The sequence below is a fragment of the Falsibacillus albus genome, assembly GCF_003668575.1.
Lineage (GTDB): Bacteria > Bacillota > Bacilli > Bacillales > DSM-25281 > Falsibacillus > Falsibacillus albus.
Genome location: NZ_RCVZ01000007.1, coordinates 22,023 through 39,087, shown reverse-complemented (window position 1 = coordinate 39,087; position 17,065 = coordinate 22,023). Strand labels below are relative to the sequence as shown.

Sequence of the window (17,065 nt, the reverse complement as noted above, 5' to 3'; positions counted from 1 at the left end):
TCTTTCTGTTTTCTTAATCGTATCATGTTATGGGAGGGATGGAAATATCCTTTTCTGTTTTCGGAAATATGTACACTGACGAACTGGAGGAAATGATATGAAGAAAAAAATACTGATTTTACATACCGGTGGCACAATTTCCATGATGGAGGATTCATCAGGTTCGGTGATTCCTGGAATAAATAACCCATTAACGACGCAAACCGAGAAATTAAATAATCTAGGTGACTTAATTGTAAAAGAACCCTTTCATTTACCGTCCCCACACGTAACACCGGTTGAAATGCTGGCTTTGAAAGGCATTATAGAAGAAGAGTATAATTTGAACAGCATTGATGGGGTAGTCATCACCCATGGTACGGATACACTAGAAGAAACTGCCTATTTTTTGGATCTTACCGTACAAGCTAATATTCCAATTGTTGTAACCGGTGCAATGAGGTCAAGCAATGAAATCGGCTCGGATGGGCTATACAACCTTATTTCTTCCCTTCGTGTAGCTGCGAGCGAGGAAGCAAAAAACAAAGGGGTCCTAGTCGTGTTGAATGATGAAATTCATACGGCCAAAAATGTCACAAAAACCCACACCAGCAACGTATCGACTTTTCAAAGCCCTCAGTATGGCCCAATTGGGATCGTGACCAAGCGAGGGGTTATGTTCCACCATTCCCCTACTTATAAAGAACGATATGATATTAAAGACGTTTCCAATCGGGTCGCCTTAATTAAAGCATATGCCGGCTTGGATTCTTCATTGCTTCTGGCGATTAACCAGCTCCAATACGATGGCGTCGTCATCGAGGCGCTTGGACAAGGGAACTTGCCTCCGGATGCAGTTGAAGGGATTCGAAAGCTTCATGAAAATGATATCCCGGTGGTCATTGTCTCGAGATGCTTCAATGGGATTGTCCAGGATGTATACGGTTATGATGGCGGAGGAAAACAATTGCGTGATATGGGCGTCATCTTTTCAAATGGATTGAATGGACAAAAAGCAAGGCTAAAACTTCTCATTTCTTTGTCTCATACAAAAGATACCAACGAAATTCGGGCCATTTTCAAACAATGACTTAAACAATTTCACTCTAAAATAAAGCCCCGCCTCCCAACATACAAGGAAGGCGGGGCTTTATTTCCTTACTTTTCCCGTTCTTGAATACTTTGAGCAATTAATTCACCATGGAACCTTCCATTTTCAATAAAGATTTCATTGGCATTGTTTCCGGCAGCCAGAACGCCGGCAATGAATATCCCTTGCTGATTCGTTTCCATTGTATCTGGGTCATATTCCGGCCTTCCGGATTCAGCGTTGATATTGACACCCATCTTTGAAATAAAACTGTGGTCTGGATGATAGCCAGTCATGGCAAAAACAAAGTCATTTTTTATTTCTTTTCTTTCTCCCCGGACAGAATATACAACGGAAGATGATGTTATTTCAAGAATATCCGCATTGAATTCCATGTCAACCTGTCCGTTTCGCACCAATGCATCAAATTCAGGCAGGATCCAAGGTTTAACACTCTTGGAATATTCACTTCCCCTGTATAATGAAGTAACTCTTGCACCAGCCTTGTTCAATTCCAATGCTGCATCTACAGCTGAGTTTTTTCCGCCGATGACGACTACATCGGTGTCAAAGAAGGGATGCGCCTCTTTAAAATAATGGTACACTTTATCCAGTTTTTCACCAGGAATATTCATATAATTGGGGTGATCATAATACCCTGTCGCAACGATAACGTACGGGGATGCATACGTTTGCTTTGAAGTCTCGACCACAAATGTCCCATCTGCCTGTTTGGATACTTGCTTCACTTCTTCAAATCGATTGATGCGAATATTTTTTCTTTTTACTACATCACGGTAATAAGTCAAGGCCTGGTTTCGTTTCGGCTTCCGTTCTTCAGTAATGAACGCGACGTCCCCTATTTCAAGTTTTTCACTTGAACTGAAAAATGTTTGATGGGTTGGGTAATGATAAATGGCGTTGACAATATTGCCCTTCTCAATCACCAATGGAGATTTCCCATGATTCTGGAGCGCAATGGCTGCAGACAATCCACACGGGCCACCACCAATGATGATACTATCTTCATATTTCATTTTTTCCACTCCTTGCACAACAACGAATCTTTATTGATTATCCTTTGTATAAAGGGAATTTTACTTTCATTAAAAAATCTCCCATCATCATATGATAGGAGATTTTGTTTAGTGTTGCAATTTAAATGGCTCACGCTTTCTCAAGTAAAGCTCCGTAATCGCAGGGCAATTGGCTCCGTTTTTCCGCAGGAGTCTAGCCGATTCCCCTGCCAAAAGACTGTAAAAATAAAATATATTCTTCATTACTCATAGTTGAATGTTAAGGTCAACTTTTTATTAGATCCAGCCTCTGAAGCGGCATGCTTCAGCCATTTTCCTCACACCGACCATGTAAGCGGCGAGGCGCATGTCTACACGGCGTGTTTGGGAAGTATTGTATATATTTTCAAATGATGCCACAAGGATTTTTTCGAGCTTTACCTCGACTTCTTCTTCTGTCCAATAATAGCCTTGATTGTTTTGAACCCACTCAAAATAGGAAACGGTAACACCGCCGGCTGATGCCAATACATCAGGGACGAGGAGAATTCCACGTTCAGTCAGGATCTTCGTCGCTTCCAAAGTAGTCGGACCATTTGCAGCCTCGACGACGATGCCTGCTTTGATGTTATGGGCATTTTCTTCAGTAATCTGATTCTCGATCGCAGCTGGAACAAGGATGTCACAATCCAATTCCAGAAGTTCTTTATTAGTAAGAGTATTTTTAAATAATTTTGTCACCGTCCCAAAACTGTCGCGGCGATCCAATAAATAATCTATATCCAAACCATTTTCATCATGGAGGGCTCCATATGCATCGGAAATCCCGACAACTTTTGCTCCCGCATCGTGCATGAATTTCGCTAAAAAGCTACCTGCATTCCCAAAACCTTGAATGACGACTCGAGCACCTTCAAGCTGAATACCTTTCTTTTTAGCAGCTTCTCTAATGCAGATCGTGACCCCTTTGGCTGTTGCTGATTCACGGCCATGTGATCCGCCAAGTACAAGCGGCTTTCCTGTAATGAAACCAGGTGAATTAAATTCATCGATTCGGCTATACTCATCCATCATCCAAGCCATGATTTGCGAATTCGTAAATACATCCGGAGCAGGGATATCTTTATTGGGACCTACAATTTGGCTGATTGCACGAACATATCCACGGCTTAATCTTTCCAGTTCTCTAAATGACATATCACGAGGGTCACAGATGATTCCACCTTTCCCTCCGCCATATGGCAAGTCAACAATACCGCATTTCAAACTCATCCAAATGGAAAGTGCTTTTACTTCTGTTTCTGAAACATTTGGATGGAAGCGAATACCACCTTTTGTGGGACCAACTGCATCATTGTGTTGGGCACGATAACCTGTGAAAACCTTCACAGTTCCATCATCCATGCGAACCGGAATTTTAACTGTCATCATCCGCATTGGTTCTTTCAGTAGTTCATATACTTCTTCCGTATAACCAAGCTTTTCTAAAGCATTGTGGATAACAGTTTGTGTTGACTTTAAAACATCGTGATTATCTTCGTTGTGTGTGTTTTCAGCACCCTTTTCGGCTACCATTCCTGTAAACCCTCCTAGTTCGATCAATCCAATTAAATGGACTACTGTCCGTCTTTCATGACATAGTATACACCTTTGACACATTTATGCAAAGTATAAAAATATTTTTTTCGCGAATATTTGAAAGCGCTGCCAAAAATGATTCATGACAAATAAAAAAGAGTCCAATCATGAACCCTTATATAAAGTTTCTATTCTCATGTAAAATGTGTATTAAGTATTTGAATTGCCTGATTTTGAATGAGCAGTTTCCCATATTCCATTACGTAATGCATCGTCCTATTCGCCAATGATCCATATTCTTCGCTCAATGCTTCAATTCGATCAAGGCTTGAATCGTTTATTTTTTCAAAGATTAAATAGTAGTCATTTTCCACGCAATAAAGCGAACTATTAAAGGCAGGTGAGGAGGAAAGCCGTTGTGCAAGCAGGACAACTGCGTCGATCGATTTAAAAATATATGTGACCGCTGAATCCTCGTCGATTTCTGCATCTTCTTCATCTTCATATTCATCATCTTCTTCGGACCATTCTTCATAATAATCTTCATCGAGTGCATCCAATGTAAGAATCAGCACGATTTCCTTTGAGGTAAGTGAATAAATCTCAACTGAAACCGCACCAGCCATTTCCAAATCGTAGACATTCTTCGCTTCTTCCAGCATTTCATCGAAGAGCTCATGCCAAATCAATGATTCCTTCCAAAGTTCATCTTGAAGAAATCCTTTATCTGAAAGCTCATCAAATGTTATCGAGAATTTTATTTTGTTCGTTGAGAGTCTTTCCAATTTCATAGTGCACCGCCCCCTGAATATGGCTCTTTCCACCATACTATGTCGAAGGCTTGATAAGGTTCTTTGTCTAATACTATGTTATGCCATCTTCGATTTCAGCCAATTGTCCCAATCCTTTTTGGATTGTCCAACAACATGCTCCACATAGTGTTCCTTTACACCGGAACTCATCGTATCGACAGCAAAACCACCTACACCTATCTCCACTTCAGGGAACGATTCTTTTAAATGATCGATGGTTTTCAAAGTCTTATCCAGGTTTCCACGCATTGTACATGAAAGAAAAAGAAATTTGGGATTCACGGTTTGAAGCACTATATCGAGATCTTCCTCTTTTATGCTCGTACCGAGGTAAATAACTTCAAAGCCTTTTCTCCTCACATATAAGGTAAATATCAAAAGACCAAGTTCATGCCATTCCCCTGGACCGCACACCGCCACAACCTTTGGAAGAATTCCATTGTGAGGAAATGAATGCATAATCATGCCGATTCTCGAGCGTAATATGGAGGTTGCAAAATGTTCATGTGCGGTTGTAATTTTCTCGTTTTCCCATAAATCACCAATCTTGACCAGCAAACCGGCTAATATATCGATAATGACTTTATCGATTGTAAACAGCGCAAAAGCAGTGTTGATCAATTCCTGGGCCTTCGCTTCCTCAAAGTTTAAAAGTGCTTGAAGAAGTTCATCTGCCACTCGATCAGTCTGCAAATATTCTTCTGAGCTTTCTTGGAATTCCTGCTTGTCCAATAATGAGACTGCCTGGCTTATAGTAAATCCTTGATTCACTTTTGAAACAAGCCACTTTAAAATCTTTACATGCCTATCTGTATATAGTCGATGTCCGGATTCATTGCGAACAGGTGCAATCATATTATATCTGCGCTCCCAAGCCCTGAGAGTCCCCGGCTGAATGCCAAGCATCTTGGAAACTGCTTTGATGTTATACTTTCCTTCTTCATGATTGCTCATTTTTCATCCCCCATATCATACGTCAAACCATTTTCTCTCATGATTATAATGGATGAAAAGGGTTGTGTAAAATTTGTATAGGTTATGAATAAAATCTGTAAAATAATCATCCATGCTGGATTGTAATGACATGAGTTTCCGGTTTGGCTCCCAGCCTTAGTGGGACCCCCGTCGTCCCGTATCCATTGCTTATGAGCAAACGGGCTTTGCCAAACTCATAAATTTTCCCTTTCTCATACGGACTGTAACCGAAAATATGTATTTGCCCTCCGTGTGTATGACCGCACAGGATTAAAGAAATATTTTCATCGCTTTTGACTCTTCTCATGATTTTCGGATCATGGCTGACAAGAATCTTAAAGCTTTCCTTGCTGCAGCCTTCCAATGCTTTATCCAACCTTGCGGTCTTTTGATTCAAGTCATCCACACCCAATAAATGAATGTGATTTCCTCCATCATTCAAAAGCTGGACTGAATCGTTTTTCAATATAATAATTTCAAGTTCATGAAATAGAGAAACAAGCTCTTCATGATTAACTTCATAGTCATTATTGCCCCATACAAAATAAACGGGGCCAATTTCTTTTAGCAAAGAAAGGTTTTCTTTCGCCTTTTGAATGGAAACCCCGCGTTCTAACAAGTCCCCGCCGATAATGACGATATCCGCCTTGCTTTTCACTTCATCGATGATTTTGTTATGGATAACTCGGCGATGAATGTCAGAAATAAAGAAAATCCTTAGAGGATCTGCTCCATCAGGATAATTTTCAAATAAGAAGGTCTGAAATAACACTCTATTTCGCTTTGCTTCCACGTACATGTATATAAGTAAAATGATTCCAATCAAGATTATTGACATAAAAAAATAAACCATGCAGTCCTCCTAAATCGTTTCCATAAAATCTATTGAAATCATACCATAAACAATGGAAAAGCTGAAAAAAATCATCCCTTCCCAGGCTCCATAATGAATGAAGAAAAAATATGTTCCGATATGTGCACAGAATAAAGCAATGCCAGCCAATTGCTGTTTTTTGGTTTTGGTGCCAAGCAGCATGAGAGCATTTTGTTGAAATAACTTTGCATTATTGATGAAACCGACAAAGAATGCAGTACTGGCCGCAAAAAACCTGATCGGATCCAACACAAGCTGGACAATGAATCCAGACAGGTTAAAGGGGTCTATAGGTGGAAGCCATGTAATGAATAAATACCCGCAAACTATCCCAATTAATAGCTTAAACAAATGAAAAAACAAACAAATCCCTCCCATATACATATATGAGAGGGATTTGTTTTACATACTACTTCTATTCTTCGTGTATATCCAACACTCTGAACCCGGACTTTTCCAGCTTTTTAATGAACTTTTCGATATTATTTTTCTTTTCGACCTTCAAGACGATCCTTCTTACTAATTTATCAGTCTCATCAAAGGTGATCAACGAGATCACCGACTCATGGAATTGCTGAATGATCTCAGCCAGTCTGGCAATCCGTCCTTCTGTCTCGACTGATGTGAAGGCTATCCTTACACCTGCTCGATTGACTCCGAAGGCGCTTTGGAATTGTTCCAATACGTCAAATCGAGTGACTATGCCCTGAAACATTCGATTGTCATCAATGACACCCATTAGTGGAAAATCTTTCAACTCCAATAATGTATCTTCAAAAATCTCGCTGCCATTCAAATATTTTTCTTGGTGGGTCGATACATCCTTCACCAAAGTTGTATTTAAAAATTCTTTTTTCTCTTTTGTCGATTGGAAGAAACTTTGGAAAATGCTGAACCGGGTAACAATTCCTTCAAATTTTCCTTCATTCAAAACAGGAAGCCCATCGATCTGCATTTCCTCCAAGACGGCTAATGCCTTTTCAACCGTGTCATCCCATTGAATCACATGGCACTGATGCTTTGGGATCATAATACTCTTTACAAACATACCATCACCTCATAATCATTAATATCCGACTTTGCATTTATATTTCAACAAAACTAGATAAATCCCTGCTTTTTCATTTAATTGTTTGGCTTTGTTTAAATACCGCTGTTAATTTCCGTGCAAGTCTTCGCTTTCCGCAGGCGGGTCGGGAGCCTCCGTGGCCTCTCGCCTGTCTAGCTCCTGGACACAGCCCCGCAGCTTTTCCAACTTGCCCGCTGTTCCTCCGAAGCCCGGCACCCTCCGCTCCAATCATCATCATCATATGATGAGTTATTTCATTGAAAACTTTTTAAAAGAAGCAATCTTTGAGAAAACAGCCTTTTCAAAAATACTGTAATGACATCAACATTTGAGATAACAGCCAAAGTAAATGACATAATTTCTGCTGCTGGCCATAAAATTAATTGATAAATGTTTAGGAGGGATATGATCTATGTCCTCATGGTATAAAAGTTATAACCCATATGTAAGCCCATTTGATCCTTGTCCTCCGATCAGAGTTAAAACCTATTCCACTCCTCCAAATTTGTATATGGGATTTCAACCTCCGAATCTCCCTCAGTTCACACCGAAGGAAGCAATTCGCACCGGTACACTTTGGAAGGCTTTCTATGATCCCTACTACAGTCCATATGAGAGAACAAAGGGGGATGTTCCAGAATGAAGCAGCTCCCGCAGGAATATTATGATTTATTGGAAGAATTGCAAACAGTGGATTTTGTCATCGTCGAGCTGACCTTGTACTTGGATACCCATCCCGATGACATGGAAGCAATCCAGCAGTTCAATACTTTTGTCAAAAACCGCAAACACATCAAAAAACAATTTGAAAAGCAATTCGGTGCATTGACCAATTATGGCTACAGTTATTCACAATATCCATGGGACTGGAAGGAAGCACCTTGGCCATGGCAGGTGTAATGATAGGAGGCAGGTTATTCAATGTGGGTATATGAGAAGAAACTTCAATATCCAGTAAGGGTATCAAACTGCAACCCAAAGCTGGCAAAATTCTTGATAGAACAATATGGCGGGGCCGACGGAGAGCTTGCAGCGGCACTCCGATACTTGAACCAACGCTATTCCATCCCGGACAAAGTCATTGGATTATTGACGGATATCGGGACAGAAGAATTTGCACATCTTGAAATGATAGCTACGATGGTTTATAAATTGACAAAAGATGCCACCCCGGACCAAATGAAAGAAGCTGGATTAGGGGCTCATTATGCAAACCACGACAATGCTTTATACTACGAAAGCGCAGGTGGCGTGCCTTGGACAGCTTCCTACATCGCTGCCAAGGGAGACCCGATTGCAGATCTATATGAAGATATTGCAGCAGAGGAAAAAGCTCGTGCAACTTACCAATGGATCATCAATATGAGTGATGATCCTGATTTGAACGATGGACTCCGTTTCTTAAGGGAAAGGGAAATCATCCATTCCCAGCGTTTCAGGGAGGCTGTGGAGATCCTCAAGGAAGAAAGAGATCGAAAGAAAATATTTTAAGAGAAGGATTTCCTCCTTCTCTTATTTTATTTGCTTTCATGATACAAATTGATATCATATTCTTTTTTCATCATTTCGAATACGTTGTGCCGGTTTTTCCACCGGTCATCCCGCCACAGATCCTTGCTTTTATCAATGATTTCACAGCGCAGTGCATGATATTCTTTTTCAGTTTTTTCCCTTTTATTGTAAAGGATTTTAGCATATCCAAAAAGCCCAGCAGCGGTCAATAAAAAAAACATATTCCTCTGGGCATTCACAAATACAGAAAAGACTTCTGCGAACGAATATGAGTATTTTATCAATATTGCTTTATAGATATAATAAAGAAAACCAAATGTAATAAAGACTGCCGCCCACAATACAATTAAATGCCTTTTCTTATACTTTTCATATTTTTTCTTTCTTTTCACTACATTTTCGAGCATTTGCTTTGTGGCTTGGTCCGTGTCCCCATCCAGCATGATTATTGATGATTCCATTTTCCACCTCCTATTACTAAAATTTATGTAGAATCAATAAGGGCTAGTACAAAAAAAAGACCTTGATTCAAGGTCTTTGAAAAAATTCATTTCGGCAATGGAATCTTTAATACTTGTCCTACTTCAATGTCGTTGCTTGGCAGGTGATTATATTCTTTTATCTTCTCAATCCCATCCTTGGAATGGAAATAATTCATCGCGATTCGATAAATGGTCTCATTTGATTGAACGGTATGCTCAACCACATTCAATTCATCTTCCTTTTTTTGGTTTTCATTCTTTTCATCAGCAATTGAATCTGGTTTATCCTTAACATCCACAGCAGATGAATCTTGTGGTTTGTCTTTTTGTTGGACGTTTTTATTTTCGCCATTGTTTTTGTTATCTTGTGCTTCATCAGGTGAGGCATCAATATCATTATTTTCTTTCGCAGACACATGTTCACTGGATGAATCTTCACTTGAACTTGAGAAAGAAACTTCTTCACCTACGCCGTTATTCAATACAGGGGTACTGATCGGATGTTTTTCAAAATAAGTATAGAGCCCAAAGATAGAAATGGGCAGTAAAATAAATGAAAGCATTAATAATTTGATTAATGGAAACTTTGGATTCCATTTAGTCTTTTTCTTTTTTTGCCTATGATGTTCGTTGCGAGGCGGCAACGTGCCCCTTGTTTTGTTTTCCGAGAGCTCCGATTGACTCGGTTCAATTTTGTCGATTCTTTTTCGCAGCCTTTCAGCTTGATCCCGATATTCGTCAGTTCTCATGGTTCATCCCTTCTTTTAAAGCTTTCTTTGCATTTTCCCGAACCACTATGCCCAGCAAAAAATCGATGATAAAATGCATGAACATAACGGCAAGCAGCGATTGATCCGTCCATTCATATAAACCGCTGATCAATAGGCTCAGCAGAAGAATATTAACGATTAAATACCAATGTCCCCAATAACGAATATGTATGAGGGCAAAAATAATGCTGCCAACAATCCAATTTGTATGTGTTTGTATGATTCCTCTGAAAAGGAGTTCTTCACATATGGCGATTGTGATGGCAAAGAAAAGAATTTCAAGAATGGTCCGGTTTTTGAAAATTTTTTCATTGATGCCTCCATCATCATAGTACTTTTCAGGAAGAAGTTTCATAAGGCCTATATCCAATAGAACAACAACAGAGCCCATGGTTATTCCTAACAATACAAAACGAGTATTCCACCTGAACAATTCAAAAACTTCCCTAACACTATCAAATAAAAATATACCTAAAAGAATGGAAATCGTTAATAGGACAAATTGAGTAGAATAAACATGAAACGCAAGTTCCTGGGCGGTCAGGCTTTTGATGATTTCTGATTGTTTTTTCATTTCTCGACCACATCACCCAATAAAATATTTCTCAAAATCAGATCCCACTCCATCTCGGAATCCTCTTCAATCCCGTTTTTTTCTGTATGGAAATAGGAACTAAGATCCAGGCCGCATCGATCGCAGCAAAGCAATGGCTTTTGTCCGAGCTCTTCGTTAAAGAAGTGAAGGATGCCCTCTCTTCTGCAATTTTTTGAACTGACCCAATTCTGTATGATTGAAAGCTGCTCATATTTATCGCGGCACCGTTCCGCACAGAAGCCCTTGGCCGCTTCAACTAGATCAATATCCTCATTTTGCCCGCTGTGACTTTTAAAAAAATGATTTAAAAATCTGGCTTGGGTTTCTGTTAAATCAAGGACCTGACGAATTTCATTCTCACTTTCAGCTTTATTCATCATCGAAGAGTACCCTTCAATCTGTGACTCAGATGGCATCTCATTATCGATTAGATGCATCGGGAGTTGCTCATCATGCGGTGCTGAAAGATAAATCGCAGCACTCGGATTGCCGTCTCTGCCGGCTCTTCCTATTTCCTGTATGTAGGATTCAAGTCTAGAGGGCATATGAAAATGGATGACGTATCGAATATTATCTTTATTGATTCCCATACCGAACGCACTTGTAGCACATATGATATTCAACTGTCCGTATAAGAACTGCTGCTGAATCAGTATCCTTTGTTCTTGATCCATTCCCCCATGATATGCTGCGACGTTTCTGATTCCGCAGCTTCCGAGCCAATCGCTTACTTCCTCAGCCATCTTTTTGCTTGAAAAGTAAATGATTCCGTCGCCTTGCAGATTCTTCACTAAATAAAGAAGTTCATCGAACTTTTCTTGATGGCTTTGAAGTTCTTTAACATAGATTCCGATGTTCTTTCGATCCACTGAGAAAATCCATTCCTCGGCATCCTTCAGCTTTAAACTGGAGGCTATATCTTTCCTGACACTCTCGGTGGCTGTCGCTGTCAAGGCCATTGTTGCGGGACATCCCAACTCCATTCGTACTTTTCCCAACCCGGAATAATCTGGTCTGAAATCATGTCCCCATTGTGAGATGCAATGGGCTTCATCGATGACAAATAATGAAATATCCATATTTTTTAATTTATTCATCAAAGCCGGATTCGCAAGCCTCTCCGGTGAAGCATATATAAATTTATATTTTTTTAAGGTTGATAAGACATGTTTCTTTTCATCAAATGTCAGGAATGAATTCAGTCCGACCACCCGTTTCTCCCCATTCGCTTTCAATTGCTCGACTTGATCCTGCATCAGAGATAACAGCGGTGAGATTATCAAAACTGACCCTTTCAATAAATAACCCGGCAGCTGATAGCATAGCGACTTTCCTGTTCCTGTGGGCAGCATCGCAATCGTATCTTTTCCGGCAAGGACTGTCTGGATGATTTCCTTTTGGCCGGTCCGAAAGGAAGAATAACCAAAATATTTATGCAAAACTTGTTCTAATATCATCGATTACCCCCACATTTCGCCAACACTAATCTAATTTGAAAATATGATGCATCCGGAACCGCTTCTTTTATGGGCTTTAATTTTAATCCTCCGTTCTGTTTTGCAGCCATTAATATATGATCGGATTCATCCCTGCTTACAAAAGGCTCGATAAGAAAGTTCGGATCATTTATGGCAATTTCGATAATATGGTCTTCTATGGTGCTCGGCTGTAATCTTCTCATAGCACTTATATCCATTATGGAATGATTCTGCTTCAATAAGTAATACGTTTCAATCGTTGAAGCTGTCATGGGCAGCGGCTGGATGCTATCTTCTATCAAGGACGCCAAAATTGGATATTCCTGAGGAGATGCCAGGATTTCCTTCATGAAATAATGCAGTACGTTCATGAACCGAAAATAGTATTCAGTTTCCTCCAGCTGTAACTGTGCTGCAGCCTGCTTCATTGTCAAGCCGATTCTGCCTTGACCCGTTAGACGCAGAATGAAAACCATCGGATTTTCGAAGGTCTGTTTGTTTAAGAGGTTCTTTAATTCCTCGTATGTATGATAAGCAATTTTTTCTCTTGAATTTCGATTCCTTTTCAGAAATAATTTTATCCATTGTAATAGTTCCCGTTCACGTTGAATAGGATAATAATGAGACTCCCTGCGAATTAAGTGGGACATGACTTGAATCAAGAGAGTGAGCCTTTTCCAAAAGACCAGCATACTATCCTGCAGGTTTCCGTCCACATGGGAATCTTCGGAAAGCAGATTGGAATACTGTTCGAGTGCTTCTATCCCGGAAGAGGTCGCTCTAAAATGAATTTCTGAAGTTTTTTCCACCAAAGCCAGATCATTCATTTCCTGCATGGTTTGATCAAATTCCTTCCTTTCGATCATTGGGAACAACTGGAAGTAGCTGCGCAGTCCATATAGGTGGGAATCTTGGATGGACTGGGAAGATTTTTTGCCTTTAAGGATATGGTAAATGGAATATACCGTCCGCTCTTCTTTGATAGCAATCAAACATTTTAATAGGATTGCTTGAAAAAAAGTCATGTTCAAACCCCTTAATTTGTAGAGTATCGATCCATTACATTTTAACATGAATCGACACAATCCGGTGGTTTTCTTTGATGGGGAGGAAACACTGCTATTGATGAAAGCCTTATCATACAAGGGTTTAAAACAGATTAACTATTGAAAAGTTTCCCATTCGCCTTTAGAATAAGGTGAAGGATATTATTTACCCTGAAACTATTGATTTCGATAGAGATTTTTAACAGGAGGTTGTTTTGATGGCAAAATATACAATTGTTGACAAAGATACTTGCATTGCTTGCGGGGCTTGTGGAGCAGCAGCACCAGATATTTACGATTATGATGACGAGGGCATCGCTTTCGTAACGTTAGACGATAATGAAGGTATCGTGGAAGTACCAGATATCCTTCTTGATGATATGATGGATGCATTCGAAGGATGTCCGACAGATTCCATTAAAGTAGCTGATGAGCCATTTGAAGGCGACGCCTTGAAATTTGAATAGAGATGCGCGATATAAAATGCCCGGTACTATGTACCGGGCATTTTTTCGTTAGCTCTTTTCGAAAATTTGTTGCCATTCATTAAAGGTTGTGTAAGGTTGATTTCCGCTGCAGGATGCTCGCTTTCAGAGGGGCCCCACACGAAGTGAGGTCGTTCGATGTTGGCACACGACTTGCCGGACTTAATCGAACATCCGCCTTACCTCTCCTCGCTCCGGGGTCTCACCTGTCTAGCTCCAGGGCTTTTCCAACTTGCCCGCTGATCCTTCGGAATCTCGAACCTTCCACTCCAATCAACTACATATGATGAGTTATTAGAAAGAAAAACTGTTAAAAACTACAGTGGTTGAGAAAAGAACCTTTTCGTTATTGATTGCAAAAGAAAAGACTGTAGACAAACTAATTGTCCACAGTCTTATCGATAATCCCAAAATGGCTTCTTATTTGTTAGGCGTTTTTATAGGCCTGCTTGTTCATCCAATTCTGCATTCTGCTGAATAAAAGCATGAACAGCAGCATTGTAATAAATCCTTTTACAAAATTAAACGGAAGGATAGCCGTAACGATCATCGCTCTTACTTCCGCACCGCTCATTGCCGGAGCATGCAAAAAATACGTATAGGCCGGCAGGATGACGAAGTAATTCAGGACACTCATCATAACTGCCATAGTCGCAGTACCTAATACCAATCCAAACGTCATGCTCTTCCTTGTTTTTAAACGGTTATATATATAATAAGTCGGTAAAATATATAAAATGCCTGCCATAAAATTGGCGAAGTCTCCTACAGGAACTCCGAATCCGTCACTTCCTGTCATGATGTAATGAAGCAGGTTTTTGATGAATTCCACTAAAATTCCAGCAGCCGGCCCCATAATGATGGCTGCAATCAACGCCGGAATATCACTGAAATCAATCTTTAGAAATGTTGGGAACGGTGGCAGCGGAAAATTCAACATCATTAAAATATAGGCAATGCTGCTCAACATCGCTACACCAACTAAATATAAAACTCCTCTTTTCTTCATTCTTTCCTCTCTCCTTTTGAGATTCACCCCATGTCAGAAGAAAGGCAGCCGGAACCATCAGTAATCGGCAAAACGAACAAACCCTCAAAGAAATATTCTTTGAGGGAGAAATCGGCATGCCAAATAAAGTGGTCAAAAGAATTCATTTGAACACTGGCTGACCTCCATCTTCTCCCATCCAGACTTTACTGTCGGCTTTGGATTCACACCAAATCCTGCCTTATAAAAAGGCTCGCGGGCTCAGAAAAAACTCTTCATTACCGCCGGTCGGGAATTTCACCCTGCCCCGAAGATGAATCAATATTTATTTACAATAGAAATTATACTTGAAAATCGAACATTTGTGAAGAATAATGTTTTGAAATCAAGACAATGATCTTGCCAAATAAAACAGAGTGACATTCATCCAGATTGAAAGCACGCCAAAAGGAAAGCTATGGTAATATTATTTTATTTGGTCCAAAAGGTGTTTCCACCGAACCTGAAAGATCGTACCCATTCCAATTTACCGGCTTCATGTTTTCAAACAGCACGGACTTATATCCGAATCCATTCGCTGTAAGGAGCATCCCTTCGATCATCCTTCCAAATGTTTGAGGGTCGCCTTGATTCAGGTTAAGGGGCTTATCAAATATTATTTTTAATGTATTGTTATTTTTAGGGACGGCTTTATAATTCACATTCTTTGGAATGACAGACTTCAATCTTCTTTCATTTGTCTTCTTCATCCCTTCTAAAGCATCGTCGATATTGCCATAATCCAATGAGGCAGGAACCAAAAATTCTTTGTTGCCAGAAGAGATATAATCAAAATACGCACTTTTTAAACTAGTCGGCTTTACGGGGGAAATTCCACTAAGCCTTGGATCTGAAAGTTTTTTCCCATCATTGCCAAGGACAATTACCCTGTTCACCTCTTGGTTTTGAAAGGAGATTCTTATCATACGCAATAAATTGTGCAGCGCCGCCATGCTGAATTGCTGTTTTTTTGAAAGCTTTAGGGTGATGGTTTTTGAACCTTTGTCATATTGGAGATCGCCGGAGAGCGAAGCTCCTTCTGGCAGTCCAATCTTCTTTTCAAAGGACTTCAACCTAATATTGTTGTATAAACTAAACCAATCTCCCTGTTTATCCGTGATGATGTTTAACGGGACAAGTATTTGTTCATCTGTGACCAACCCATAAGAAAGCACCAAATGCTTTTTCGCTTCCTCGGGATATAAAGCAGTCTTCATTAATTGATTGGACTCCCTGACCAAATACATCGTTTTCTTCTCGTCAGGGGATTTGGATTGTTCAGTAATACTCTTATTTGTTTGCGTCGCACTTTCTTTAATGGCTTCATTATGATGCGATTTCTTAATGAAGGAGGGCGATAGTAGGATAAATAACATGGATGCAGCAATGATTGCTGCTGAAATCGAAAGAAAATTAGGGTTAAACAGCTTTTTCTTTTTCTTTTTCTTCTTCGACTGAATGTTCCTGAATATGTCCTCCGGTTTTCGATGATCGGATACTTGAGGCATCTGCTGCAGCAGCTCTTCGATGTCCCAATCATCCCAATCGTGTTTTCCCATCTCCATCACCCTCCTTCCCGTAGCTATTCATCACCTTTTTTAATTTTTTTAGTGCACGATGCTGCGTCGTCTTCACTTTGCTTTCGGTCCACCCAAGAACTTCAGCTGTTTCATAGATTGTTAAATCATTCAAATATCGCATGATGATAACAGACTTTTGGTCTGTAGAACATTGATCCAATCCCGCATACAGCTGTCGTATAGTTTCATTTTGCATGGCAATTTCATCCGGGAGCTGGTGCTCACCTACTGCCTCCTTATTGGAGCTCCAATCAAACCTATGTATTAATTTCCCTCTCCACCCTTTTTGCTTGCGGAAGTAATCGATTGCAACATTACGTGCAATGGAAAACAGCCATGTTTTTTCCGAGCTTTTCCCTTCAAAATTTTGATAAGATTTCAAAACTCTTATATAAACTTCCTGCACCAAATCTTCTGCAAGCTCCCTGTTTTTCACCATGTAAATTAAAAATTGGAAGACATCCTGATGATATTTCGTATAAATCCTTTTAAAAACGGAGTCCATTCGGTTCCCTCCCCGTTTAACATATTAGTCGCCAATGCTGCCGATAATGTTACATACATTTATTACTATATATTGATAAGGATGGATTAGAAAGGGAATTCCCCCAATAAACCCAAAAAGAAAATGCCGAGGATACTCCATCCATGAAAAATGTATGGATTCTCGGCATTTTCACAATTTTATTCTTTGTTT

General features: G+C 39.9%; 20 protein-coding genes and 1 riboswitch. Of the genes, 5 read left to right on the top strand and 15 right to left on the bottom strand.

Going from position 1 to position 17,065, the window contains the following annotated elements; translation table 11 throughout:
• Nucleotides 1-97: 97 nt before the first annotated feature.
• Nucleotides 98-1,069, top strand: a complete 972-nt coding sequence (locus tag D9X91_RS11265; RefSeq protein WP_121680731.1) for an asparaginase — start codon at nucleotides 98-100, stop codon at nucleotides 1,067-1,069.
• Between the two features lie 68 nt (nucleotides 1,070-1,137).
• On the opposite strand, the gene D9X91_RS11260 is transcribed toward D9X91_RS11265, so the two are convergent.
• From D9X91_RS11260 to D9X91_RS11230, 7 genes are all read right to left on the bottom strand, one after another.
• Complete coding sequence (locus tag D9X91_RS11260; protein WP_121680730.1) at nucleotides 1,138-2,106, bottom strand: YpdA family putative bacillithiol disulfide reductase; 969 nt, start codon at nucleotides 2,104-2,106, stop codon at nucleotides 1,138-1,140.
• Nucleotides 2,107-2,382: 276 nt separating this feature from the next.
• Nucleotides 2,383-3,660 (bottom strand): Glu/Leu/Phe/Val family dehydrogenase, encoded by a 1,278-nt coding sequence (locus D9X91_RS11255; protein ID WP_121680729.1) that lies wholly within the window; start codon nucleotides 3,658-3,660, stop codon nucleotides 2,383-2,385.
• A 197-nt stretch (nucleotides 3,661-3,857) separates the two neighbouring features.
• The gene (locus D9X91_RS11250; protein ID WP_158598296.1) at nucleotides 3,858-4,454 is read right to left on the bottom strand and encodes an adaptor protein MecA; all 597 of its coding nucleotides are present in this window, start codon (nucleotides 4,452-4,454) and stop codon (nucleotides 3,858-3,860) included.
• Nucleotides 4,455-4,532: 78 nt separating this feature from the next.
• On the bottom strand, nucleotides 4,533-5,429 hold the full coding sequence (locus D9X91_RS11245) for a MerR family transcriptional regulator (protein ID WP_121680727.1): 897 nt from the start codon (nucleotides 5,427-5,429) through the stop codon (nucleotides 4,533-4,535).
• A 106-nt stretch (nucleotides 5,430-5,535) separates the two neighbouring features.
• Complete coding sequence (locus D9X91_RS11240; protein WP_121680726.1) at nucleotides 5,536-6,303, bottom strand: metallophosphoesterase; 768 nt, start codon at nucleotides 6,301-6,303, stop codon at nucleotides 5,536-5,538.
• Between the two features lie 9 nt (nucleotides 6,304-6,312).
• Nucleotides 6,313-6,687, bottom strand: a complete 375-nt coding sequence (locus D9X91_RS11235; protein WP_121680725.1) for a hypothetical protein — start codon at nucleotides 6,685-6,687, stop codon at nucleotides 6,313-6,315.
• A 52-nt stretch (nucleotides 6,688-6,739) separates the two neighbouring features.
• A complete protein-coding gene (locus D9X91_RS11230; RefSeq protein ID WP_121680724.1) occupies nucleotides 6,740-7,372 on the bottom strand; it encodes a CBS domain-containing protein in 633 nt (210 codons plus the stop codon).
• Nucleotides 7,373-7,805: 433 nt separating this feature from the next.
• On the opposite strand from D9X91_RS11230, the gene D9X91_RS11225 reads away from it, so the two are divergent.
• From D9X91_RS11225 to D9X91_RS11215, 3 genes are read left to right on the top strand one after another with little or no spacing between them, the layout of a single operon-like run.
• Nucleotides 7,806-8,036, top strand: a complete 231-nt coding sequence (locus D9X91_RS11225; RefSeq protein ID WP_121680723.1) for a spore coat associated protein CotJA — start codon at nucleotides 7,806-7,808, stop codon at nucleotides 8,034-8,036.
• Complete coding sequence (locus D9X91_RS11220; protein WP_121680722.1) at nucleotides 8,033-8,293, top strand: spore coat protein CotJB; 261 nt, start codon at nucleotides 8,033-8,035, stop codon at nucleotides 8,291-8,293. Before D9X91_RS11225 ends, D9X91_RS11220 begins: the two co-directional genes overlap by 4 nt.
• 21 nt (nucleotides 8,294-8,314) lie before the next feature.
• Complete coding sequence (locus D9X91_RS11215) at nucleotides 8,315-8,884, top strand: manganese catalase family protein (RefSeq protein WP_121680721.1); 570 nt, start codon at nucleotides 8,315-8,317, stop codon at nucleotides 8,882-8,884.
• A gap of 26 nt (nucleotides 8,885-8,910) precedes the next feature.
• On the opposite strand, the gene D9X91_RS11210 is transcribed toward D9X91_RS11215, so the two are convergent.
• From D9X91_RS11210 to D9X91_RS11190, 5 genes are all read right to left on the bottom strand, one after another.
• Nucleotides 8,911-9,366 (bottom strand): DUF2663 family protein, encoded by a 456-nt coding sequence (locus D9X91_RS11210; RefSeq protein WP_121680720.1) that lies wholly within the window; start codon nucleotides 9,364-9,366, stop codon nucleotides 8,911-8,913.
• Nucleotides 9,367-9,452: 86 nt separating this feature from the next.
• A complete protein-coding gene (locus D9X91_RS11205) occupies nucleotides 9,453-10,136 on the bottom strand; it encodes a LysM peptidoglycan-binding domain-containing protein (protein WP_121680719.1) in 684 nt (227 codons plus the stop codon).
• Nucleotides 10,126-10,731, bottom strand: a complete 606-nt coding sequence (locus D9X91_RS11200; protein ID WP_121680718.1) for a CPBP family intramembrane glutamic endopeptidase — start codon at nucleotides 10,729-10,731, stop codon at nucleotides 10,126-10,128. The genes D9X91_RS11205 and D9X91_RS11200 overlap by 11 nt, the downstream gene beginning before the upstream one ends.
• Nucleotides 10,728-12,209 (bottom strand): RecQ family ATP-dependent DNA helicase, encoded by a 1,482-nt coding sequence (locus D9X91_RS11195; RefSeq protein ID WP_121680717.1) that lies wholly within the window; start codon nucleotides 12,207-12,209, stop codon nucleotides 10,728-10,730. Before D9X91_RS11195 ends, D9X91_RS11200 begins: the two co-directional genes overlap by 4 nt.
• Nucleotides 12,206-13,255 (bottom strand): helix-turn-helix domain-containing protein, encoded by a 1,050-nt coding sequence (locus D9X91_RS11190; protein WP_158598295.1) that lies wholly within the window; start codon nucleotides 13,253-13,255, stop codon nucleotides 12,206-12,208. Before D9X91_RS11190 ends, D9X91_RS11195 begins: the two co-directional genes overlap by 4 nt.
• 239 nt (nucleotides 13,256-13,494) lie before the next feature.
• Between D9X91_RS11190 and D9X91_RS11185 the strand changes: the two genes are divergently transcribed.
• A complete protein-coding gene (locus D9X91_RS11185) occupies nucleotides 13,495-13,743 on the top strand; it encodes a ferredoxin (RefSeq protein WP_114745281.1) in 249 nt (82 codons plus the stop codon).
• Between the two features lie 445 nt (nucleotides 13,744-14,188).
• On the opposite strand, the gene D9X91_RS11180 is transcribed toward D9X91_RS11185, so the two are convergent.
• The 3 genes from D9X91_RS11180 to sigX all read right to left on the bottom strand — a co-directional run bounded on the left by D9X91_RS11180 (nucleotide 14,189) and on the right by sigX (nucleotide 16,873).
• Nucleotides 14,189-14,770, bottom strand: coding sequence for an ECF transporter S component (locus tag D9X91_RS11180; RefSeq protein ID WP_121680715.1), 582 nt, complete (start codon nucleotides 14,768-14,770; stop codon nucleotides 14,189-14,191).
• A gap of 162 nt (nucleotides 14,771-14,932) precedes the next feature.
• A riboswitch (FMN riboswitch) is annotated at nucleotides 14,933-15,068 on the bottom strand.
• Between the two features lie 136 nt (nucleotides 15,069-15,204).
• Nucleotides 15,205-16,347, bottom strand: a complete 1,143-nt coding sequence (locus D9X91_RS11175) for a hypothetical protein (RefSeq protein ID WP_121680714.1) — start codon at nucleotides 16,345-16,347, stop codon at nucleotides 15,205-15,207.
• On the bottom strand, nucleotides 16,325-16,873 hold the full coding sequence (gene sigX / locus D9X91_RS11170) for an RNA polymerase sigma factor SigX (protein WP_121680713.1): 549 nt from the start codon (nucleotides 16,871-16,873) through the stop codon (nucleotides 16,325-16,327). Before sigX ends, D9X91_RS11175 begins: the two co-directional genes overlap by 23 nt.
• Nucleotides 16,874-17,065 lie beyond the last annotated feature (192 nt).